Source organism: Pseudomonas sp. D4-21 (assembly GCF_051132125.1).
GTDB lineage: Bacteria > Pseudomonadota > Gammaproteobacteria > Pseudomonadales > Pseudomonadaceae > Aquipseudomonas.
In genome coordinates this window covers 5495129-5515620 of sequence record NZ_CP071664.1, presented here as the reverse complement: position 1 = coordinate 5515620, position 20492 = coordinate 5495129, and the positions used below count along the sequence as shown (strand labels likewise).

The following is a 20492-nucleotide window of genomic DNA, read 5'->3' as shown; positions in this document are numbered from 1 at the left end:
CACTGCCCAGGAATTTTCATGCACTACCAGACTGTACTCTTCGACCTCGACGGCACCCTTACCGACCCCAGGGAAGGCATCACCCGTTCGATCCAGTTCGCCCTGAGCAAACTGGGCATCGACGAACCCGACCTGACCCGCCTCGAACACTTCATCGGCCCGCCTCTGTTGCAGGCTTTCATGCAGTTCTACGGCTTCGATGAAGCGAAAGCCTGGGAGGCGGTGTCTTTCTATCGCGAGCGCTTCAAGGTCACCGGCCTGTACGAAAACCGCGTGTTCGATGGCGTCCTGCCGCTGCTGGAAACCCTCGCCGATCAAAATCGGCAGCTGTACATCGCCACGTCCAAGCCCTGGGTTTTCGCCCGGGAAATTGCCCGCCATTTCGACTTCGCCAAGCACTTCAAGGTGATCTACGGCAGCGAACTGGACGGCACCCGCACAGACAAGGTCGAGCTCATCGCCCATCTCATGGCCGAAGAAAGCCTGGACCCGGCCGCCACCCTGATGATCGGCGATCGCAAACACGACCTGATCGGTGCCCGCAGCAACGGCCTGGACGCCGCAGCAGTGGGGTATGGGTTTGGCAGTTTCGAGGAATTGAGCGCGGAAAACCCGGTGCACCACTTCCAGACGTTGGATGAGCTGCACCGGGCATTCCTGCGAACCTGATCAAGGCATCGACAAAGCCTGACAGCTTGCCTAGGGCCCGTGGCGAGGGAGCTTGCTCGCGCTGGGCAGCGCAGCGGCCCTAATAATCTTGCGTTCGCTGCGCAACCGAGCGGGAGCAAGCTCGCTCGTCACGGGACCGAGGGCGTCGTTGGGCCGTCCCTCTGGGTGCTACCTAAAAATGAGACTGGCGTCATGGCCTCGAAAACGCTCTCTCCAGGCACCTTGATTGTTGCCATTCATTGCTTGAAGATCTCTCGCTCGTTGATGCCTCCCTCTGCCTGGAAACGACCCGAATCATGACGCTCTACCGCCTCCACGAAGCCGATCTCGACATCCCTGACAGTTGGCAGGACCAGAGCATCAATATCTTCAAGCTGCCTGCCGTTGGCGGTGCCAAGGAAGCCAGTTTCGTCATCAGCCGCGATCCGAGCCGGGGCGATACGCCGTTCAACGACTATGTAGACCAACAACTGGCGAGCGCCGAACAGCAGTTACCGGGTTTCAAGCTGATCAAGCGTTGGGATTTCTTGCTGCACGAGCGCGCCGCAGTGTTGCTTGATTACAGCTGGCAGCGCGAAGGGCGAGAGTTGATGCTGCGCCAGGTGTTTATCGACCGCCAGCCCGTGGGGCTGATTACCACGCTGACCACAACGCCGAACGATCTCGTGTTTCACGAGCCGGCCTGGAAAGCGGCCATGCATTCGTTCAAGGTCTTGCCGGCGACCGCCTGATCATTCCAGGAAGAAGACAACGCAATGGACATGCTGGCTGCTGCGCGCCTTGGCGATGAAATAGCCCACGGTTTTGGTGTCGCCGCGATGGTCGCCGGTGCCGTGGCCGGGGCATTGATCGGCGCGGCGGTTGTGGCGGCCACCGTGGCGACCGGGGGCGTGGCGCTGGCAATCATGGCCGGTTCGATTGCCGCCGGCGGGTTGTCGATGTTCCAGATCCTCAAGGGCCTGAACACCATTTTCAACTTGCCCGAGCCCACGACAGGGGCGTTGATCATGGGCAGTCTCAACGTGCACATCAACCGACGCAATGCCATGCGCGCTGGCGTCGACATGTCGGCCGGTTGCACGGGGCTGCCAATGAACCATCCGATCTGGCCGTTCCCGGTGCTGATCGCCGAAGGCAGCGCCACGGTCTACATCAATGGGAAACCGGCGGCGCGGTTGCAGAGCAAGATGGTCTGCGGCGCCCACATCAAGACTGGCAGCGCGAATACGTTCATCGGCGGGCCGACGGTCTCGGTGGCGTTTGTTCTCGACATCGAAGGCTGGCTGCACACCGGACTTGAAGCATTGGGGTTGGTGGCCATGGGCGCTGCCGCCGTGTTGGCGGCGATGGCCGGGGCGGCGGCTTTTGCCGGGTTCGTGGTCATCGGTGGCGCCATGATGGGCGGCATGGCGCTGCTGGGCGACCTGGGCGACCGCCTCGGCCCCGGTTATCGCGATCTGCTTCAAGGCATCGCCGGCATGGCGCTGCTGGGGCTGGGGCCGAAAATGGCGCGTCTCGGCGCGGGGCCAAAACCGCGTGTCGCGGCCTACAAGCCAGGCACGACCGAGGCCGATATCATGGCGATCCCCAAGGGCAGCCGGCCACCGCCGAGCGACTATCTCGAAGGCCCATACATCGACAAGCACCTCAAGACCTTCGAGGATGAGGGCGGCAGTTTCCTCTTCACCGCCGACGATATTTCCAACCCCAAATACGGGTCGTTCAACCCGAACAAGTTCGTCATGGCGAAGTCGGACCTGAACGCGGTGGTCGCCGAGTACAAAAAAACCGGCGACGTTTCGGTACTGGAATCGGCCTTGGGTTACGATCCGGGGTCGCTGGTGGGCAAGGACATCTACATGATGAACCTGGACAAGCCCAAGGTGCTGATGCCGACCGGCAACGAGGGCGGTGTGAACTCCCTATGGCGACCCGGCGGCCTGACCCATCCAGGCGGCATGCGCGAAGCCGTGCTGGACAACGTGCCCATCGCCCACGGCAACGACATCAATGCGCTGATGACGACCCGAGACGTAGTGAGAATCCAATGAACAACCCGCAAGACAACGTGCTGCTGTTGGCCCTCGCCAATGATGAATTGGATAAATTCCTGGTGGGCGAGCCGTTCTACTTTCTCGAGGCCAAGAACGACAACGACGAGCCCCAAAACGTAGTCGCGGCGTTCGACCGGTTGCTCATGCCCTACTGGCTCCAGACCCATGACCCGAGTTTCCCGGCGCGATTCGTGGCGGGCCTGTTGCGGATGCTGGCGACATATCCAGACCGGACACGGGCGATCTACATCGCTGCCGATTGGGTCTGGTATTACCGTTTCTGCCAGGACAAGCAGCGCCAGCAGCCGCTGGGCCCCTACGGCGATCTGTTCGACGTGGACATGGGCGGCGTCGCCTTGGCCCTCAAGCGCCTGTTGGAAAACCACAAGGCCGAACTGGTGGCCGATACGCGGTGGGCCGGTGCGGCGTGGAACAGCCCGGACGGCATGTGGACGCCCTTGATGCGTTCGGCGGTGATGGTGCGGGACAAGTTGGGCGGGCCGGATTTCGTGCCGGCCAATATCTGAGCGGGCCGTTGCCTGGTCAGGACAAAAAGCCGACATCGCAGGTACGAAGCCGCTCTGTAGCGAGGGGTTCACGCCTGCGCATCAAAACGTCAACGAGCCCTTGATCGTCGCCCAGTGCGCTGCCTCGGCATCGCCCAGCTTCTGGGCTTTTACATAGCTCAAGGCAAGCATCTTGCGCGTGCCCGGCAATACCAGCGCCAGTTGATACTGGAAGACCTTCTCGTTGCCCTTGTTGAACTGGCTGCGTAATTCAATGGCTTCGACTTCCTGGTTCGCACCCACGCGCAGGGTGGCGCCCGGCTGGCAGCGCAGGTCCTGGACTTGTTTCTCCAAGCGCTTGAGCTGCTCGTCGAGATTGCTTTGCAAGGTTTCACCCTCGGCCAGCAGGCTGCGGCTGACGATCAGCGACGTGCCCAGTTCAGGGAACTTGAGGATATTGATCGAGGCGTCGAGCAACTCGGCGGGCGGCAGTTGCAGCTGGAATTCGTTGAGGCGGTAAGTCATGGTGCTTGGTTCTCTGAATTAGCCCTTGGGCGCCGGGAACGCGGCGGCGACGTTCGCGTCGATGCTGGCCTTGACGCCCTGGCCGTCCGGCGTGGCGCCGGGGCCGCCGCCATTGTTCAGGTGCAGCACGCCGCCGGTGTTGAATTCGGCATCGCCGCTGGCGTAAAAGCTGATTTGCACGCCGGTCAGGTTGATCTGGCCGCTGGCGTTGAGCTCCAGGATGCTTTCACCGCACACCAGGCGCAGGTTCTCGCCCACTTCGATGACGTAGCTCTGGCTGATGCTGTCGGTCTTGCGCTGGCCCACCGACAAAATGTCCTCCTGCTTGACGATGCGCAGGCGGTTGTTGCCGATGGTCACGGTTTCGTTGTGGCCAATGCTTTTGTTGCGGTCGTGGCCCACCGAATGGCTTTCGTCCACCTCGACTACGATGTCCTGGTTGCGCTCGGCGTGGATGTACAACTGCTCGGCGCCTTTCTTGTCTTCCATGCGGATTTCGTTGAAGTTCGCCGGCGTGCCGCCTTTGCTCGAACGGCTCTTCATGCCGCTCTGGGTGGCATTTTCAGGCAGGTCGTAGGGCACGGTCTGCTCGGCGTTGTAGACACGACCGGTGATGATCGGCCGGTCAGGGTCGCCCTCGAGGAAGCTCACGATGACTTCCTGGCCGATGCGTGGAATCTGCATCGAGCCCCAGTTCTTGCCAGCCCAGGACTGCGACACGCGAATCCAGCACGAGCTGTTTTCGTTGGATTGGTCGTGCCGGTCCCAATAGAAGTGCACCTTCACCCGGCCGAACTGATCGGTCCAGATTTCCTCGCCCTTGGGGCCGACCACCAACGCGGTCTGCGGTCCCTTGACGATGGGCCGGTGGGTGATCGCCATCGGCCGGAAGCTCTGTTGGGCGTCGATACAGGTCAGGCTGCTTTCGAACTGTGCCGAAGGCGCGCCGACGCCGCTCTCGCCGCTTTCCTGGGAGATGTAATAGCGCGCGCCGACGATCAGGTATTCGCGGTTCTGGTCCTGTCGGGTGAAGCCGGTGAGGCTGAACAGATGCCCCGACCCCAGGCCCCGGGCGTTGCCCGCCAGCTCGACCTGCTCGTGCTGGGTCTGCAAGGCTTCGATTCGGGTGCGGGCGTAGTGCTCGCCGTCTTCGCTTTGCACGTAGGTGCCCGGGTAATCGAACAGCGGATAGTCGCCGGCAGCGTGCGGGCGGGGCATGGCCGAGCGCACGTCGATGCGCGCGCTGGGGCGCTGGAAATCATAGTCGTTAAGCTCCAGCGAACCCGGCTGGACTTCCTGGGCCAGGTGCCAGTCGTGGATATGGTCGCGCTCGCGCTGCTGCTCGTTCTTCGGGTAGTAAGGCACCGATCCATAGCCGGGCGCCGTGGTGTGGGCGCCGTAGGCGTCGGCCAGCACCAGCACATGACGGCCCTGTTCATGGCGGAAAAAGTAATAGATGCCTTCCTGTTCCATCAGTCGACTGACGAAATCGAAGCTGGTCTCGCGGTACTGGACGCAGTATTCCCACTCGCGATACGGGCGGCTGAGGGTGTCTTCGAAGTCGGAAAAACCCAGGTCGCGAAACACCTGCTTGATGATCTGCGGGATGGTCAGGTTCTGGAAAATCCGGCAGTCGGAGGTGCGTGTCAGCAACCACAACCAAGGGCGCAGCGTGGCCTGGTAACTGGCGAACTGGCCCTGGTCGACGTTCTGGCTGAAGCGCGCAACGATGCCGTGGAAATGCCGTTCGCCGCCACCGTCCAGCTGAACGCTCACGCACATCGGTTTGCCGAGCACCTGATTGAGGTCGATGGCGTTGTCCAGCGAGTGCAGCTGCAACTCATAGTTGAACAGCCGCCCCAGCTCTTCGCCGCCGCCCATGTCCTTGAGCAACAACACCTCGGGCCCCAGCGGGCTGGTGATCTTGGCCAGGCGTGAGGCTTGGTTGAATAGCATCGGTGATCTCATGTAAATGGTAATAACTGACGGAACCGAATAGCCCTTGTGGGAGCGAGCCTGCTCGCGAAAGCGGTGTGTCAGTCAACAAGGATGTCACTGACAGATTGCATTCGCGAGCAGGCTCGCTCCCACAGGGTCGTGCGGTGTTACCTGAAGTCAGGCCGCATCGCTGAAATCGTACTTCAGTTCATTGTCCACCGCGCTGATCCGCACGCCGGCCATGGCCTTGCCTTCGAGCATGCGGGTGAGGAACTCGCGGCTCATGTCCGGCAGCAGGCTGTTGGTCAGGATGGTGTCGATCATGCGCCCGCCGCTTTCGGTTTCGGTGCACCGCGAGACGATCAGGTCGATCACCGCGTCGTCGTAGTCGAAGGCCACTTTATGGGTGCTCTCCACGCGCTTCTTGATGCGGTTGAGTTGCAGGCGGGTAATGGCCTTGAGCATCTCATCGCTGAGCGGGTAATACGGGATCGTCACCAGGCGACCCAGCAGCGCCGGCGGGAAAATTTCCAGCAGCGGTTGACGCAGGGCCTTGGCGATCTCTTCCGGCTCGGGCACGTTTTGCGGGTCCTTGCAGACCTGGGCGATCAGCTCGGTGCCGGCGTTGGTGGTCAGCAGGATCAGGGTGTTCTTGAAGTCGATCACCCGGCCTTCGCCGTCTTCCATCACGCCCTTGTCGAATACCTGGAAAAAGATCTCATGTACGTCCGGGTGGGCTTTTTCAACCTCGTCCAGCAGCACCACGCTGTACGGTTTGCGCCGCACGGCTTCGGTCAGCACGCCGCCTTCGCCGTAGCCGATGTAGCCCGGTGGCGCGCCCTTGAGGGTGGACACGGTGTGGGCTTCCTGGAACTCGCTCATGTTGATGGTGATGACGTTCTGCTCGCCGCCGTACATGGCTTCGGCCAGGGCCAGAGCGGTTTCGGTCTTGCCCACGCCGGAGGTGCCGGCGAGCATGAACACGCCAATCGGCTTGCTCGGGTTGTCGAGGCCGGCGCGGGAGGTCTGGATGCGCTTGGCGATCATCTGCAAGGCATGGTCCTGGCCGATGATGCGTTTTTTCAGGTGCTGGTCGAGGTTGAGCACGGTTTCCAGCTCGTTGCGGGCCATGCGGCCCACCGGGATACCGGTCCAATCGGCAACCACCGAGGCCACGGCCTGATAATCCACGGTCGGCAGGATCAATGGGTTTTCACCTTGCAGGGCGGTCAGGCGCTGTTGCAGGTCCACCAGTTTCTCGCGCAGGGCGTGGCTTTCGTTGTCAGAAGCTTCGCTGCGGTCTTCGCTGTCCACCGCGCCGACGCGCTCGCGCAGGGTGGCGCGGGTTTCCAGCAATTGGTCCACCAGGGTTTTCTCTCCGGCCCAGCGGCTTTCCAGCTCCGCCAGACGCTCACGTTCGGCGCCCAGCAGGCTTTCGCTCTGGGTCTGGCGGCTGCCGATGGCCACGCCGATGGCGTGCTCGCGGGCAATGATTTGCAGCTCGGTTTCCAGCGCTTCGATACGGCGGCGGCTGTCGTCCACTTCGGCGGGCACGGCGTGCAGGCTGATGGCGACGCGGGCGCAGGCGGTGTCCAGCAGGCTCACGGATTTATCCGGCAACTGGCGCGCGGGAATGTAGCGGTGGGACAACTTGACCGAGGCTTCCAGGGCTTCGTCGAGGATCTGCACCTGATGGTGTTTTTCCATGGTCGAGGCCACGCCCCGCATCATCAGCAGGGCTTTGTCTTCAGACGGTTCGGCGACTTGCACCACTTGGAAGCGGCGGGTCAGGGCGGGGTCTTTTTCGATGTGCTTCTTGTACTCGGCCCAGGTCGTGGCGGCCACGGTGCGCAAGGTGCCGCGGGCCAGGGCCGGCTTGAGCAGGTTGGCCGCGTCGCCCGTGCCGGCGGCGCCACCGGCACCCACCAGGGTGTGGGCTTCGTCGATGAACAGGATGATCGGCTTGGGCGAGGCCTGGACGTCTTCGATGACCTGGCGCAAGCGTTGTTCGAATTCGCCTTTCATGCTCGCGCCGGCCTGCAACAGGCCCACGTCGAGGCTGCGCAGCTCCACGTCCTTGAGGGACGGCGGCACGTCGCCGGCGACGATGCGCAAGGCAAAGCCTTCGACCACGGCGGTCTTGCCCACGCCGGCTTCACCGGTGAGGATCGGGTTGTTCTGCCGACGGCGCATGAGGATGTCCACCAGTTGGCGGATCTCTTCGTCACGGCCGACGATGGGGTCGAGCTTGCCGCTGCGGGCCTGCTCGGTGAGGTCGACGGTAAAGCGCTTGAGCGCTTCCTGCTTGCCCATGGCGCTAGGGGCCATCGCGCCGCTGGCCTCGCCCGGCACCGCGCCGGCGTTGAAACCGTCGCTGGCGGCCAGGGCGTTTTCCGGCGAGTCGCCAACGTATTCATCGAAGCGTTCGCTCAAGGCTTCAACCTTGACTTTGTCGAACTCCGACGACAGGCCCAGCAGCGCGTGGCGCAGGCTCGGCGTCTTGAGGATGCCCAGCACCAAATAACCGGTGCGCACCTGGCTTTCGCCGAACATCAGGCTGCCGTAGACCCAGCCACGTTCCACGGCTTCTTCAACGTGGGAGGACAGGTCGGTGATCGATGTCGAACCGCGTGGCAAACGATCCAGTGCCTCGGTCAGGTCACGGGCCAGGCGCGCCGGCTCGATGTTGAACTGGCGGATGATGCGGTGCAGGTCCGAGTCCTGCAGTTGCAGCAATTGATGAAACCAGTGGGCCAGCTCCACATAAGGGTTACCGCGCAATTTGCAGAACACGGTGGCGGCTTCGATGGCTTTGTAGGCCACGCTGTTGAGTTTGCCGAACAACGCGGCGCGACTGATTTCACCCATGCTCATGGCTCCTTGAGGTCTGTGAGGTGTTGGCCTGTTCGGCGTAGTGCCGGGCCAGTATTAGATCGTTGGCATCTTTTTCAGGTCGTCCCAGCCAGGTGTTGAAGCCCAGGCGGAAACGGCCATTGAGTTGTAGTGCGGGCACTTCGGGCTGTTCCAGCACCAGGTTCAGGTCCCAGTCCAGCTCGTGTCCCAGGTATTCGGCGACCCAGGCCACCAGCTCGTTGAACGGTTGGCTGCCGGGCAGCATGCCCATGTAGTCATCGAGCTTGAGCGGGCCCAGGCGAATGCGAAATTTGTGCTGGCGGTCCCACACGAAACGGCCCAGGCAGAAGTCCACGCCCAACTGATGGGCGCTGACACCGACGCGGCTGCGCTCCGGCAGTTCCAGCCACTGGCCGACGTATTCTTCGATTTCCACCGGCAGGCCGAAATACTCGCTGAGGATCGCCTTCAGGCCGTCCGGATAACGGGTTTGCGCCGAGAGGTGGCCACTGTAGTGCAGCTTCGCCGTGTCGGGGATCAACCCTTGGTTGAGCAGGCTCGGCATGCCCCGGCCGCTGAGTGCCGCCAGGCGCGCCGACCAATAGTCATCGTCCGGGCGATCGTGGCTGACGGTCGGCCGCGCTTCGGCCCAGGCCCGGTAGAACAGGCTGAGCAGGCGATGGTGGAACACGTCGAGGAAGCGCTTGCTGGTGCTGTCGCCATTGTTGCGCTGGCGTTCGCGCACGTATTCGGTGATGTGCAGCGGCATCGGGCCGTTGGGGCCGCCGAGGCCGAAGAAGAACTGTTCCAGGCGCGCCGGCGCGCCGTCCACGCCCGGTTGCACCGAGGCCAGGGTCGCCGGGGCGAAGGTACAGTCGGCCTGTTGCCCGAGGCGCAACGGGTCATCGGCCAGGCGCAGGGAATGGCCCAGGCGCGGCAGTTCGGGGGTTTCACATTCGATGCGCCGCAACGCCTGGAAAAAGTCGTATTCCCAGGGTTCCTGGTGCATCGCCTCCAGGGTACTCAAAGGGTCGGACGACGTCCGGGCTTGGCTTTCCATCGCATGATCTCGCCGCGTTCGGTGGTACGGATCACCGTCTCGGTAAAACTGTTGATCGACACGTAGCGTGCCAGGAAGCGCTCCAGTACCGCGCCGAGCAGGAACACCCCGGTGCCGCGAAACGCGTTTTCATCGAATTCCAGGATGATCTCCAGGCCACGCCCAAAGACGATCGGGCCGGGCATCGGCAGGCGTCGGGTGCACGCCTTGCTGCTGACCTCCCGTAAGCCTTCGATCTGCAATTGCAGCGCGGCGTCGTTGCTGTCGCCGTACAGTCGCAGCAGCTCACGCAGGGCGGCGGCGCCTTGGCCCTGTTCGCTCAACGACAGGTAGTTCAGGGACAACTGGCTGATCAATCGCCAGGCCTTGGCGTCATGGGCATGGCTGGCCCGTGGACGACTGGGACCTGCCACGCAACGCACCGCGCCCACCGGCGCACTGTCGGCCAGGGTGAAATCGGTCTTGCCGTTGCCCACGCTCATGAACAGCGGAAGATCGCGGTTGGTGCACAGCGCGGTCACCCCCAGCTGGCGCAAGTCGTGGCGATAGGGCGCTTGCTGGCTGTCCACCAGGCTGACAAAGGTCTCGCTGCCGACGTAGGTCGAGCGCGGGCCGTTGCGGCGCTGGTCGCTGGACAGCACGCGCGGCTCACGGCGTACCGTGTAATAGGCTTTGTCGCGGCCATAGCGGGACGGATCGCGCACGGCGTAGAACGGCAGGAACGGTTGCTCCGGCCCGGTGCCGTGGCCGGTCAGCCCCGTCAGCGAATGCACTTCGAAATCCATCGGCCGGGTGCGGTCGGCGATCACGTGATGTTCGTTGACGCGGTCCGACAAGTGAATGCGGTCCAGGCGCTTGGGAAACAGGTTGATCGCCGGGGTGCAGAACGGCAGGAACTGCGAAGCGCCAACGCTGCCTTCCAGGCTCGGATCGTGACGGTCGAACAGCACGATCAATTCCAGCTCCTGGCCTTCGCAGCGCTTGACCGCGCGGCTGAGCTGGGTGAAGTCGACGAACAGGAAGCGATGGGGCAGGGCGAAATATTCCTGCAGCAGCCGATAGCCCTGGAAAGCCCGCGACACCACCGGCAATGCGGCCTCGGCGTCATCGAAGCCTTGGGAACGCAATGCATCTTGGGGCAACCGTTCGACCCAATTGCCGCCGGGCTGGCGCGCGAACACCGCGCAGGCGTTGCCCAGCAGCTGTTCGTAAAGGCGGAAGGGCTGTTCGTCGGCGCCGCTGAGGTACAGCGGCAGGTTGTCCAGGGCCAGGCTGTTGAACGGCAGCTCGGCGCCGGTGCGCAGGGTCAGGCGCAGGCCGGCCTTGGCTTTCGGTTCGCTGGCGGCCAGGCGCCCGAGCACGGCGGACGGGTTGCCGAAATATTCGGCCTGGCTGACCTGCAACGGCCACAACGTCACCGGGTGAGCGGTGCGGTACTCGCAGCAAGTCTGGGATTCGCGACCCAGGGCGGCGCGCAGTACGGTATCGCGGGGCAGCGGGAAACCGCTGCTCAGCGAGCCTTCGTCCGGGTCGGCCTGCATTTGCACCACGGTCATCGACGGCGTCGGCGCCAGGTAGTGCGGGTAGGCGATTTCCAGCAGGTTGTGGGTGAAGGTCGGGTACTCGGCGTCGAGCTTGAGTTGTACCCGCGCCGTCAGATAGGCGAAGCCTTCCAGCAGGCGCTCGACATACGGGTCGGCGCAGTCCATCCCGGCCAAGGTCAGCCGGCTGGCGATCTTGGGGTATTCCTTGGCGAACTCCGCGGCGCTTTCGCGCACGTGGTGCAATTCCTGGTTGTACAGCTCCAGCAGGCGCGGGTTCATGGGCGTCTCCGCTGGTCGGCGTTGACGACGCGCACGTGGCCGGTTTCCAGGTCCAGGTCGGTTTGCAGCATCAGGCGCAGCGGCACCGGCTGCGCCCAGAGGTCGCCTTCGATCTCGAAGCTCAGGGCGTTGTGGTTCATCTCGGCCGTCGCCCGGGCTCGCACGCGCAACGTGTGACGCAGGATGCGCGGTTCGAACGTGGCGATGGCCTGATGGATCAAGGTCTCCAGGGCGGCGACGTCGACGTTCGACGCGCTGTTGCCCGCCAGCGCCGGCAGGCCGAAATTCACCACCGACGTGCCCGCCGGCGTGTGCAGCGTGGCATCGCCGTCGAGCAGCGAGGTGGTGTTGAGCAGCCACGCCAGGTCACGCAGCACCGAGGCTTTCAATTGCGTCAGGGAAAGCACGCGCTTGTCGGCGCTTTCCTTGGGGTTGGTCGGATCGTCGTCGGTCAGCCGGTCCAGCAGGGACGGTTGCAAGCGATCGCGGGTGGCGATTTCGGTTACCACGTGAATGGCGCTACGTACATTTTCTGGTCCGCTCCCGGGCCGCAGAATGCATAGATGCTTACCGGAGCTGCTTCAAAGCCCTGCGGCATCTGACGGATAGCCTGCATCTTGGTGATGCAATCGCGACTGGGCGCGGGCATGTGCTCGCTACGCCAAACCGCAAATATCGGTACTTCGTTGAACTTCTCCACGCGCAGCTGCTGCTTGTCCAACATAAAGCTGCAGGGCCATTCCATATCCAATTGCATGCGGCTCTGGTCGGATTTGAGCAGTGCGCACTGGCCTTGATCGTCAATCAGGCTAAGTGCTTGCCCAGCGAAAACAGCTCGGGTTGCCGTCGTCTCGGTATGTTCGGCACATGCGCTCAGGCAAACCAGATTCATCGCCAGGCAAGCAGCGAGCAGGTGCTTTTTCATCATGTCAGCTCCCAGAACCAGACAGCCTTGGACCTGTAGAAAAGATCACCGGTTTGAGTCACGCCCCGGTTCCATAGATCGATGTGATCGCCGGTGCGGTTTTCCTCGGTCTGGCCCTGTTGCCGATAACAGTCTTTGAAGAATATCAACCCGGTCTTGCTCATCAACTTCTGCCGGTCGGCGGCGCTATTGCTGAGGATGGTAGGACGCCCCAGATGGTGCTTCCACAACCAGTTCGCCAACGATTCGGCGCCCCTGGCGTGTTCATGGGCACACTTGGGTTCGGTGTAGGTGAATTTATTGACTTTGATAGTCTTCTCGGCATTGAGCGTCACGCTCATGCGTATGGCGCACTGGTTGGCCCACGGACCGTCGCAAGGCTTTGCATCGGGATGGGTTATCCGCAAATCGGAATACGCTTTCCACAAATTGATAAACGCAGGCTTGGCCATGACTCAGACACCGGGCAGGAAAGGATGGGATGCGAGCAAGCACCAAACACCCCCGGCGCGTGGCGCCAGGGGCGTGTTCGATTACACCTTGACGTTCTGACGGATGTTCCAGCCGAACTTGACCGGGCCGCCTTCCTTGGTGCCGTCGGCTTTCTGCGGCTGGTAGTCCACCAGCACCTTGGCGAAGTTCAGGGTGACGTTTTCGGTCAGGCGATCATCGCCACCCGAGCCGCCGGTGCTCAGGGAAGTGATCAGCACTTCTTCCAGGTTGATGATCATGTACTCGACCTGGTTTTCGCCGCCGGCCTTGCGCACGGTCAGCTTGACCTTGTCGACGTGCTTGCCGCTGGCGCAGTGCATCATCAGGTTCGGTGAAGCCTTGTCGACGTACTTGGTCAGAGACAGGTCCTGGATGCTCACCTTGCCCGCGCCACCGCCACTGCCCACGTGCATGTTGCCGGTCTGGGACATGCCCCAGCTCCAGTTCAGGACGTCGATCTCGTCCTTGTGGACCTTGTCCATGGACTCGCCCTTGATGTCGCCGATCTTGATGAAAATATCAACAGCCATGTTTTCTCCCTGTGTGGTCTCTACCACGTTGTTTGGTTGACGCTGACCTTGCGAAATCTGTTTTGCCGAGCGGAATTAAGGTGATCTCCAAACTGCTGAAGATCCCTTGTGGGAGCGAGCCTGCTCGCGATGGCGGCGGGTCAGGCAACGCAGGTGGCGACTGATCCACTGCCATCGCGAGCAGGCTCGCTCCCACATGTTCTATTGCGTACGTTCAGTGGGTTTTTAAGCGCCCTTGGCCGAAGGCAGTTTCGATACCAGGCGCAGCGACACGGTCAGCCCTTCGAGCTGGTAGTGCGGACGCAGGTAGAACTTGGAGTTGTAGTACCCCGGGTTGCCTTCGACTTCTTCGACGATCACTTCGGCGGCAGCAAGCGGGTGCTGGGCCTTGGTGGTCTCGGTGGAGTGCGCCGGATCACCGTCGACGTAGTTCAGGATCCAGTCCTGCAACCAGCGCTGCATTTCGTCCTTCTCTTTGAAGGAACCGATCTTGTCGCGCACGATGCACTTGAGGTAGTGGGCGAAACGGCAGGTGGCGAACAGGTACGGCAGGCGCGCGGCCAGGTTGGCGTTGGCGGTGGCGTCCGGGTCGTCGTATTCGGCCGGTTTCTGCAGGGACTGGGCGCCGATGAACGCGGCGAAGTCGGTGTTTTTCTTGTGCAGCAGCGGCATGAAACCGTTCTTCGCCAGCTCCGCTTCGCGGCGGTCCGAGATGGCGATTTCGGTCGGGCACTTCATGTCCACGCCACCGTCGTCGGTCGGGAACGTGTGGGCCGGCAGGTTTTCCACTTCACCGCCCGACTCCACGCCACGGATGCGCGAGCACCAGCCGAAGTGTTTGAAGGAACGGTTGATGTTCACCGCCATTGCGTAGGCCGCGTTGGCCCAGGTGTACTTGGAGCTGTCGGCGCCGTCGGTGTTTTCTTCGAAGGCGAAGGCTTCCACCGGGTCGGTCTTGGCGCCGTACGGCAGGCGCGCCAGGAAGCGCGGCATGGTCAGGCCGATGTAGCGCGAGTCTTCCGACTCACGCAGCGAACGCCAGCCGGCGTATTCCGGCGTGGTAAAGATCTTGGTCAGGTCGCGCGGGTTCGACAGTTCCTGCCAGGAGCCCATGCCCATCACGGTTGGCGAGGCAGCGGCAATGAACGGTGCGTGCATCGCGGCGCAGACTTTCGACAGTTCGCCCAGCAGTTCCACGTCCGGTGGCGACTGGTCGAAGTAGTAGTCGCCCACCAGGCAGCCGTAAGGCTCGCCGCCGAACTGGCCGTATTCTTCTTCGTACATCTTCTTGAAGATCGGGCTCTGGTCCCACGCGGTGCCCTTGAATTTCTTCAGGGTCTTGTGCAGGTCAGGCTTGGAGATGTTGAGCACGCGGATCTTGAGCTGCTCATCGGTCTCGGTGTTGTTGACCAGGTAGTGCAGGCCACGCCAGGCGCTTTCCAATTGCTGGAAATCCGGGTGGTGGATGACCTGGTTGACCTGGGCGGTGAGCTTGGCGTCGATGGCGGCGATGATCGACTCGATCGACTTGATGGCGTCGTTGGACACCAGGTCGGTCTGCGCCAGGGCCTGTTCGGCCAGGGTGCGCACGGCGGTCTCGACGGCTTCGCGGGCACGTTCGGTCTTGGGTTTGAATTCTTGCAGCAGCAGCGAGGCGAACTCGCTGGTTTCTTCGGTGGCGCCCAGGTTCTGGGGCTGATTGTCGCGTACCAAATCGTTCATGATCGTTAGTCCTTAAGCCTTGGGCTCTGCGTCGGCGGGCTTCGGCGCGCTCGCCAGGGCCTGCAACAGCGCTGGGTCCTTGATCGCCTTCATGATGATTTCCTCGGCGCCGGTCTTGCCGTCCATGTAGGTCAGCAGGTTGGCCAATTGGGTACGCGCTTCGAGCAGCTTGTTCAGCGAGTCGATCTTGCGCGCCACGGCTGCCGGGCTGAAGTCGTCCATGCTTTCGAAGGTCAGGTCCAGGCTCAGGTTGCCTTCGCCGGTCAATTCGTTAGGCACATGGAACGCCACGCGCGGCTGCATGGCCTTGAGGCGCGAGTCGAAATTGTCGACGTCGATCTCGAGGAACTTGCGATCGGCCACCGGTGCCAGAGGCTCGGCGGGCTTGCCGGCGAGGTCGGCCATTACCCCCATGACGAAGGGCAACTGGACCTTTTTCTCGGCGCCGTAGAGCTCGACGTCGTACTCGATCTGCACTCGAGGCGCGCGGTTGCGCGCGATGAATTTCTGAGAACTTTGCTTCGCCACGTTGCTGCTCCTGGTCGCTTGAGCGACGGTGTTGGCGTCATCGGGAGGTACCTATGACGTGACTGCGTGATCCGCTCGCTTTTTATTCGCTTTCCGGGCCGCGCAGGTTTTCAAATTGACTCATGCCGTCGGGAATCAGATTGCGCACGATCGCCGCGAAGTCGGCGTGCACCAGATTCTTCGCCCGATTCAACAGCACCGGCAGCGGGCTGGAGGGCTCATGGCGGGTGTAGTACGCCAGGATCCGGTCCAGGCTGCGCAGCACGTCGTCACGGTTGTTGATTTCCCCCGGGACGGTACTGCGGGGCGCGCCTGGTGAGCTGGTGTATTCGACGGGTGCGGTGTCGTCGGTTTCGACAGGATCGGCAAGGTCGCTGTCGCCGCTCTGCGGGGCGAACTGACCGAGAATCTGCAACGCCATTTTCAACGGCTGCTTCAAAGGGCCGAGGTCCACGCCTTGGGCGGAACCGACCTGGTCGCTGACCTGCTGTTCGATGGCTTCGGCGGCGCTGCGGGCTTCCAGCAGGGCGGCACGGATGACTTCCAGCTGCTCGGGGTCGCTGTCGAGCAGGGCGCCGGCGAGCTGTTCGGCGCCGAGACTTTCATCGGGGAAACTTTGCAAGCCGCTGGCATTGGCGGCGGCGCGCAGGCTGACGGCGCCGAACGTTCGCGAGCGGGCCAGGATGCTCTCGCGCAACAGGCGAATGGTGACGTCCGACGTCAGGCCGGCGAGGGCATTGATGCGCACGGTGGGGTCGTTGTCGTCATCGGCGTCCAGGCGCGGGTGCAGGTCGGCCCAGTATTGCTTGAGCAACTCGCTGATCAGCGTCAATGCGCGGGCGAGGCCGGGAATACCTTCCAGGGCCAGGGAGCTCTGCAACAGGAAATGAGTGATGCGCAGGTCTTTGCTGCGCTGCAACAGGTCCAGGCTCTGCTGCTGGATGCTGCGCCATTCAGGGGGTTCGGCGGGCAGGATCGAATCGCCCATGCTGCGTTCGGGCTGGCCTCGGGAATCACGTTCCAGGCGCAAGAAATCCGCGTCATATTCCAGGTCTTCACCGCAAGGCGAATTCGCGGAAACGGCGGCGAGCAACAAAGGCACATCCACTTGGATCGATCTCCCTATCACCCGCTGAAGAAGTCGGGCAGTGCACACGCAAGTTTCGGATGAAACTTCACATGTTCCTTGAGGATAATGGCGCTATAAGAGCGAGATGATCTTAAAGTGCCATCATGTATATTCAACAAGTTGTGCATTTTTGGTGTAGTACTTATCCGTTGTCAAGGTAAGCTATTTCGCCGATGTGACAGTTGTGAGGCGCTTAACAACCCGCGCGACTCGTAGGTCGAAGCAGGCACTGGAACAGGTTTTTTTGTCACGCAGGCCGGTTAAGATCAGCGATCATGCTGGCAAAAAGCCGTTCCGGTCGCAGGCAAGGATCCTATGTCGCATCGACGGGGCCCCGTTCTTATGTATCGCCAGCGACAAGAAGTATTCAGCAAGGAGGCGAGATGCCGCTGTGTTTGACTATCACTAGTTATCACAAGATTACCCCCGGACAATGTTCTGAAAAGACTTTGGGTCAGGGCGTGATGGCAATTGGCCGTAGTTCCGATAATGATTGGGTTCTGCCAGATCCGGAACGCCTGGTCTCGGGCAAGCATTGCGTTATCCAATACAAGGACGGGCGTTATTACTTGACCGATAACAGCACTAACGGTGTGGAGTTGGTCAAGGCCGGTATTCGCCTGCGCAAAGGCAATAGCGAGCCGTTGCAGGACGGCGAGATCATCCGCATTGGCGATTATGAGATCCAGGCGCGGGTCGACTTCGACCTGCCGATGACCGATAGCAATCCGTTCGCCGAAGCCCCCAGCAGTTTCGAAGCCTTGATGGGCCGTCAGAACGCATCCGTGAAAACGCCTTCGTCGATGCCCGTCGCCATGCCGGCCCACTTCCAGGGCGTATCGTCCATGGACACACTGCCGGACCTGTTCGACTTCCTCATCCCGCCCAGCGTCCCGCCGGCCACCCAGCCGGATCATGTGCCGGCCGAGCAGCACGATTTCCGTGCGCCTACGCCGATCCCCCGCCCGAACCCCCCGCCTGTGGCTGAGCCGGTGTTCGAGCCAGTGGCGGGAACGCCGGCCCCGGTCATTCCGGCAGACTGGGATCTGTTCAGCGACAAGCCAGCGCCCGTGGCACCGATTCCCGTTGCGCCGCTGCCCGAGCCGGTTCCCGTACCGGCAATCCCTGTGGTTGAGGTCGTTGCGCCGATTGAACCCGCGCCGCGACCAGAAGCGCCCGTCAGCCGCGTCGAACCGACGACCTCCCCGGTGCAAACCTCTCAACCCGACCTGCTCCAGGCTTTCCTGCGCGGCGCCGGGCTGGATCAGTTGCGCCTGGACAAGGCCAACGCCGAGGCGCAGATGGAGAGCATCGGGCGCAGTTATCGCTTGATGGTCGAAGGGCTGATCGATGTACTGCGCGCCCGCAGCAGCCTCAAGGGTGAATTCCGCATCCAGCAGACGATGATCCAGCCGGTGGAAAACAACCCGCTGAAGTTCGCCCCCAATGTCGATGAAGCCCTGCTGTTGCTGTTGCGCCATGGCAACCAGGCATTCATGGCCCCGGACGTGGCGGTGCGTGACAGTTTCGATGATCTGCGCGCCCACCAGTTGGCGGTCATGGCCGGCGTGGAAGCGGCGATCAAGCATTTGCTGGCGCGCTTCGAGCCGGCGCAACTGGAAGAACGCATGGCCAAGCCTGGTGGACTTTCAGGCATTTTCAGCGGCTCGCGACAGGCCCAGTACTGGCAGCAATTCACCGAGCTCTACAGCAACATTTCCCGGGAAGCCCAAGAGGATTTCCAGGACCTGTTCGGTCGTGAGTTCAGCCGCGCTTACGAAGAGCACAGCACACGACAGCGACGCCGTTGAGCGGCGCCGCCTTAACGATACTGATCAAGACAACAACGGATAGCTCAAACGTCATTGAGGACGCAGGATGATCCCCAGGTTTTTACTCGCAGTCGCCGTAGCGCTTCTGCTGACGGCGTGCGCCAAGGATGCGGCCCAACCCCAGCCCGAAGAAGCTGAGGCCGACACCGCCGCCGTCGAGCTGCACTTCCATTCCATCGCCGGGCTCAACCCCGGTGCCTCCGGCCAGCCAGCGCCGGTGCGGGTGCGTATTTTTGAACTGAAGAATGCGGCCACTTTTGGCCGCGCCGATTATTTCGCCTTGGCCGAGCGGGCCCAGGCGACGCTCGGTGCGGACCTGATCGACCAGGACGAAGTGCTGATCCAGCCGGACCAGCAATTGAGCCTGAAACGTGAGCTCGACCCGGCCACTCGGCACATCGGAATACTGGTGGGCTATCGCGAGTTGGACCAGTCGCTATGGCGCACGGTGATGAATGTACCGGCGCGCGAATACACCGAATACCAGATCAGCCTCGACGTGCGCGCCGTGCGCAGCGCCGTCGTCGTTCCCCCATCCAGCCCTGCCCAATAAGGAATCGGAGCCCCCATGTCCTGGAACAATCGCGTGGTCTGGTCGGAAGGCATGTTCATTGGAACGCAGCACTTCCAGCAGCATGACCGTTACCTGGAAAACCTCATCGACGCCCGCAGCCGCCCCTTGTCGGCCGGTGCCTGGGGTTTTTCCGAATTGCTGATCGACCAGGGCCTGCTGGCCCAGGGCAAGCTGGCCATCCTCTCGGCGCGGGGCCTGCTGCCGGACGGCACGCCGTTCAACATTCCCCAGGATGATTTGGCGCCGACCCCACTGAACATCGATGACAACCTGCGCGATGGCGTGGTGTACCTGGCGTTGCCGCTCAAGCGCGCCGGTGCCCGCGACACCGTCGATGAAGGTGAAACCCTCGGCGCCGCGCGCTACGTGAGCCGGGTCTGCGAAGTGCGCGACGACAACGCGCCGTTCGAAAACCGCGCGCCGGTGGCCGTGGGTTCCCGGGCGTTGCGCTTGTTGACCGAACAGGATGGCATCGGCGACTACGCCGCGATTGGCGTGGTGCGCATCAAGGAAAAACGCGCCGACCGGGCCCTGGTCCTCGACGACAGCTACATTCCACCGCTGCTGGATGTGGCGGCTTCCAAGCCACTGGCGGCGTTTCGCAGCGAACTGCTGGGCCTGCTGCATCAACGCGGTGAAGCCTTGGCCGGGCGGGTGGTGGCCTCGGGGGCCGGTGGCGCCTCGGAGATCGCTGATTTCATGCTGCTGCAACTGGTCAACCGCGCCCAGCCGCTGATCCAGCACCTGAGCCAGTTGACGCCGCTGCACCCCGAGCGCTTCTACAGCGAACTCGTCAGCCTGGCGGGAGAATTCTCGACCTTTACCGCGTCAGCACGGCGGCCGCAGCCCTATCCGCAGTACCAGCACGACGACCTGGCGCTCAGCTACGCGCCGGTGATGCAGGCCTTGCGTGAGGCCCTGTCGATGTTGATCGACAGCAAGGCCACGCCGATCCCGATTGTTGAAAAAGCCTACGGCATTCACGTGGCGATGCTGGCCGACAAGACCCTGCTCGACAGCGCCAGTTTCATCCTGGTGGTACGCGCCGACGTGCCCGCCGAAACCCTGCGCGGCCGCTTCGGCCAGCAGAGCAAGGTCGGCTCGGTGGAGCACATCCGTGACCTGGTCAACCTGCAATTGCCGGGCATCGGCCTGCTGCCGTTGCCGGTAGCGCCACGCCAACTGCCGTACCACGCCGGTTCCACCTATTACGAGCTCGACCGAGGCAGCGATCACTGGCAGCAGTTGAGCAACTCCGGCGGCTTTGCGTTCCACATCGCCGGCCAGTTCCCGGGGCTGAACCTGGCGTTCTGGGCGATCCGAGGATAAACC

At 62.5% G+C, this 20492-nt stretch carries 19 protein-coding genes; 7 read left to right on the top strand and 12 right to left on the bottom strand.

Annotated elements, in window-relative coordinates; genetic code table 11:
• The first annotated feature begins 18 nt into the window (after positions 1–18).
• From J3Q04_RS25010 to J3Q04_RS24995, 4 genes are all read left to right on the top strand, one after another.
• Positions 19–669, top strand: a complete 651-nt coding sequence (locus J3Q04_RS25010; protein ID WP_420767123.1) for an HAD family hydrolase — start codon at positions 19–21, stop codon at positions 667–669.
• Between the two features lie 296 nt (positions 670–965).
• The gene (locus tag J3Q04_RS25005; protein ID WP_420767124.1) at positions 966–1400 is read left to right on the top strand and encodes a DcrB-related protein; all 435 of its coding nucleotides are present in this window, start codon (positions 966–968) and stop codon (positions 1398–1400) included.
• A gap of 24 nt (positions 1401–1424) precedes the next feature.
• Positions 1425–2720: a PAAR domain-containing protein gene (locus J3Q04_RS25000; protein WP_420767125.1), complete on the top strand. Its 1296-nt coding sequence runs from the start codon at positions 1425–1427 to the stop codon at positions 2718–2720.
• Positions 2717–3250: a hypothetical protein gene (locus J3Q04_RS24995; protein ID WP_434608814.1), complete on the top strand. Its 534-nt coding sequence runs from the start codon at positions 2717–2719 to the stop codon at positions 3248–3250. The genes J3Q04_RS25000 and J3Q04_RS24995 overlap by 4 nt, the downstream gene beginning before the upstream one ends.
• 81 nt (positions 3251–3331) lie before the next feature.
• On the opposite strand, the gene J3Q04_RS24990 is transcribed toward J3Q04_RS24995, so the two are convergent.
• The 12 genes from J3Q04_RS24990 to tssA all read right to left on the bottom strand — a co-directional run bounded on the left by J3Q04_RS24990 (position 3332) and on the right by tssA (position 16733).
• Positions 3332–3754 carry a DcrB-related protein gene (locus J3Q04_RS24990; protein WP_434561590.1) on the bottom strand — a complete coding sequence of 141 codons (423 nt, stop codon included), beginning with the start codon at positions 3752–3754 and terminating at the stop codon, positions 3332–3334.
• A gap of 18 nt (positions 3755–3772) precedes the next feature.
• Positions 3773–5710: a type VI secretion system tip protein TssI/VgrG gene (gene tssI, locus J3Q04_RS24985; protein ID WP_420767128.1), complete on the bottom strand. Its 1938-nt coding sequence runs from the start codon at positions 5708–5710 to the stop codon at positions 3773–3775.
• Between the two features lie 159 nt (positions 5711–5869).
• On the bottom strand, positions 5870–8560 hold the full coding sequence (tssH, locus tag J3Q04_RS24980) for a type VI secretion system ATPase TssH (protein WP_434608818.1): 2691 nt from the start codon (positions 8558–8560) through the stop codon (positions 5870–5872).
• Complete coding sequence (gene tssG / locus J3Q04_RS24975; RefSeq protein ID WP_434608820.1) at positions 8553–9605, bottom strand: type VI secretion system baseplate subunit TssG; 1053 nt, start codon at positions 9603–9605, stop codon at positions 8553–8555. The genes tssH and tssG overlap by 8 nt, the downstream gene beginning before the upstream one ends.
• On the bottom strand, positions 9569–11428 hold the full coding sequence (tssF, locus tag J3Q04_RS24970; RefSeq protein WP_434608822.1) for a type VI secretion system baseplate subunit TssF: 1860 nt from the start codon (positions 11426–11428) through the stop codon (positions 9569–9571). Before tssF ends, tssG begins: the two co-directional genes overlap by 37 nt.
• Positions 11425–11937 carry a type VI secretion system baseplate subunit TssE gene (gene tssE, locus J3Q04_RS24965; protein WP_420767132.1) on the bottom strand — a complete coding sequence of 171 codons (513 nt, stop codon included), beginning with the start codon at positions 11935–11937 and terminating at the stop codon, positions 11425–11427. Before tssE ends, tssF begins: the two co-directional genes overlap by 4 nt.
• Entirely contained in the window at positions 11931–12356 is a 426-nt protein-coding gene (locus tag J3Q04_RS24960; protein WP_434608825.1) for a hypothetical protein, read from the bottom strand. Before J3Q04_RS24960 ends, tssE begins: the two co-directional genes overlap by 7 nt.
• Positions 12353–12805 carry a T6SS effector amidase Tae4 family protein gene (locus J3Q04_RS24955; RefSeq protein WP_420767134.1) on the bottom strand — a complete coding sequence of 151 codons (453 nt, stop codon included), beginning with the start codon at positions 12803–12805 and terminating at the stop codon, positions 12353–12355. Before J3Q04_RS24955 ends, J3Q04_RS24960 begins: the two co-directional genes overlap by 4 nt.
• Positions 12806–12886: 81 nt before the next feature.
• Positions 12887–13375 (bottom strand): Hcp family type VI secretion system effector, encoded by a 489-nt coding sequence (locus tag J3Q04_RS24950; RefSeq protein WP_420767135.1) that lies wholly within the window; start codon positions 13373–13375, stop codon positions 12887–12889.
• A gap of 225 nt (positions 13376–13600) precedes the next feature.
• Positions 13601–15097 (bottom strand): type VI secretion system contractile sheath large subunit, encoded by a 1497-nt coding sequence (gene tssC / locus J3Q04_RS24945; protein ID WP_030138240.1) that lies wholly within the window; start codon positions 15095–15097, stop codon positions 13601–13603.
• 12 nt (positions 15098–15109) lie between these two features.
• Entirely contained in the window at positions 15110–15625 is a 516-nt protein-coding gene (gene tssB, locus J3Q04_RS24940; protein ID WP_186633609.1) for a type VI secretion system contractile sheath small subunit, read from the bottom strand.
• Between the two features lie 82 nt (positions 15626–15707).
• On the bottom strand, positions 15708–16733 hold the full coding sequence (tssA, locus tag J3Q04_RS24935; protein ID WP_420767136.1) for a type VI secretion system protein TssA: 1026 nt from the start codon (positions 16731–16733) through the stop codon (positions 15708–15710).
• 404 nt (positions 16734–17137) lie between these two features.
• Here tssA and tagH point away from each other — a divergent pair, with 404 nt between their 5' ends.
• The 3 genes from tagH to tssK all read left to right on the top strand — a co-directional run bounded on the left by tagH (position 17138) and on the right by tssK (position 20489).
• Positions 17138–18565, top strand: coding sequence for a type VI secretion system-associated FHA domain protein TagH (gene tagH / locus J3Q04_RS24930; RefSeq protein WP_434608829.1), 1428 nt, complete (start codon positions 17138–17140; stop codon positions 18563–18565).
• 67 nt (positions 18566–18632) lie between these two features.
• Positions 18633–19139, top strand: coding sequence for a type VI secretion system lipoprotein TssJ (tssJ, locus tag J3Q04_RS24925; RefSeq protein ID WP_434608831.1), 507 nt, complete (start codon positions 18633–18635; stop codon positions 19137–19139).
• 15 nt (positions 19140–19154) lie between these two features.
• The gene (tssK, locus tag J3Q04_RS24920) at positions 19155–20489 is read left to right on the top strand and encodes a type VI secretion system baseplate subunit TssK (protein ID WP_434608832.1); all 1335 of its coding nucleotides are present in this window, start codon (positions 19155–19157) and stop codon (positions 20487–20489) included.
• Positions 20490–20492 lie beyond the last annotated feature (3 nt).

Coding starts and splice junctions, on each gene's coding strand:
- tssF (WP_434608822.1), bottom strand. CDS start 11,428: ATGAACCCGCGCCTGCTGGAGCTGTACAACCAGGAATTGCACCACGTG.
- tssK (WP_434608832.1), top strand. CDS start 19,155: ATGTCCTGGAACAATCGCGTGGTCTGGTCGGAAGGCATGTTCATTGGA.
- tagH (WP_434608829.1), top strand. CDS start 17,138: ATGCCGCTGTGTTTGACTATCACTAGTTATCACAAGATTACCCCCGGA.
- J3Q04_RS24995 (WP_434608814.1), top strand. CDS start 2,717: ATGAACAACCCGCAAGACAACGTGCTGCTGTTGGCCCTCGCCAATGAT.
- tssI (WP_420767128.1), bottom strand. CDS start 5,710: ATGCTATTCAACCAAGCCTCACGCCTGGCCAAGATCACCAGCCCGCTG.
- J3Q04_RS24960 (WP_434608825.1), bottom strand. CDS start 12,356: ATGATGAAAAAGCACCTGCTCGCTGCTTGCCTGGCGATGAATCTGGTT.
- tssC (WP_030138240.1), bottom strand. CDS start 15,097: ATGAACGATTTGGTACGCGACAATCAGCCCCAGAACCTGGGCGCCACC.
- tssG (WP_434608820.1), bottom strand. CDS start 9,605: ATGGAAAGCCAAGCCCGGACGTCGTCCGACCCTTTGAGTACCCTGGAG.
- J3Q04_RS25010 (WP_420767123.1), top strand. CDS start 19: ATGCACTACCAGACTGTACTCTTCGACCTCGACGGCACCCTTACCGAC.
- J3Q04_RS24955 (WP_420767134.1), bottom strand. CDS start 12,805: ATGGCCAAGCCTGCGTTTATCAATTTGTGGAAAGCGTATTCCGATTTG.
- J3Q04_RS24950 (WP_420767135.1), bottom strand. CDS start 13,375: ATGGCTGTTGATATTTTCATCAAGATCGGCGACATCAAGGGCGAGTCC.
- tssJ (WP_434608831.1), top strand. CDS start 18,633: ATGATCCCCAGGTTTTTACTCGCAGTCGCCGTAGCGCTTCTGCTGACG.
- tssH (WP_434608818.1), bottom strand. CDS start 8,560: ATGGGTGAAATCAGTCGCGCCGCGTTGTTCGGCAAACTCAACAGCGTG.
- J3Q04_RS25000 (WP_420767125.1), top strand. CDS start 1,425: ATGGACATGCTGGCTGCTGCGCGCCTTGGCGATGAAATAGCCCACGGT.
- J3Q04_RS25005 (WP_420767124.1), top strand. CDS start 966: ATGACGCTCTACCGCCTCCACGAAGCCGATCTCGACATCCCTGACAGT.
- J3Q04_RS24990 (WP_434561590.1), bottom strand. CDS start 3,754: ATGACTTACCGCCTCAACGAATTCCAGCTGCAACTGCCGCCCGCCGAG.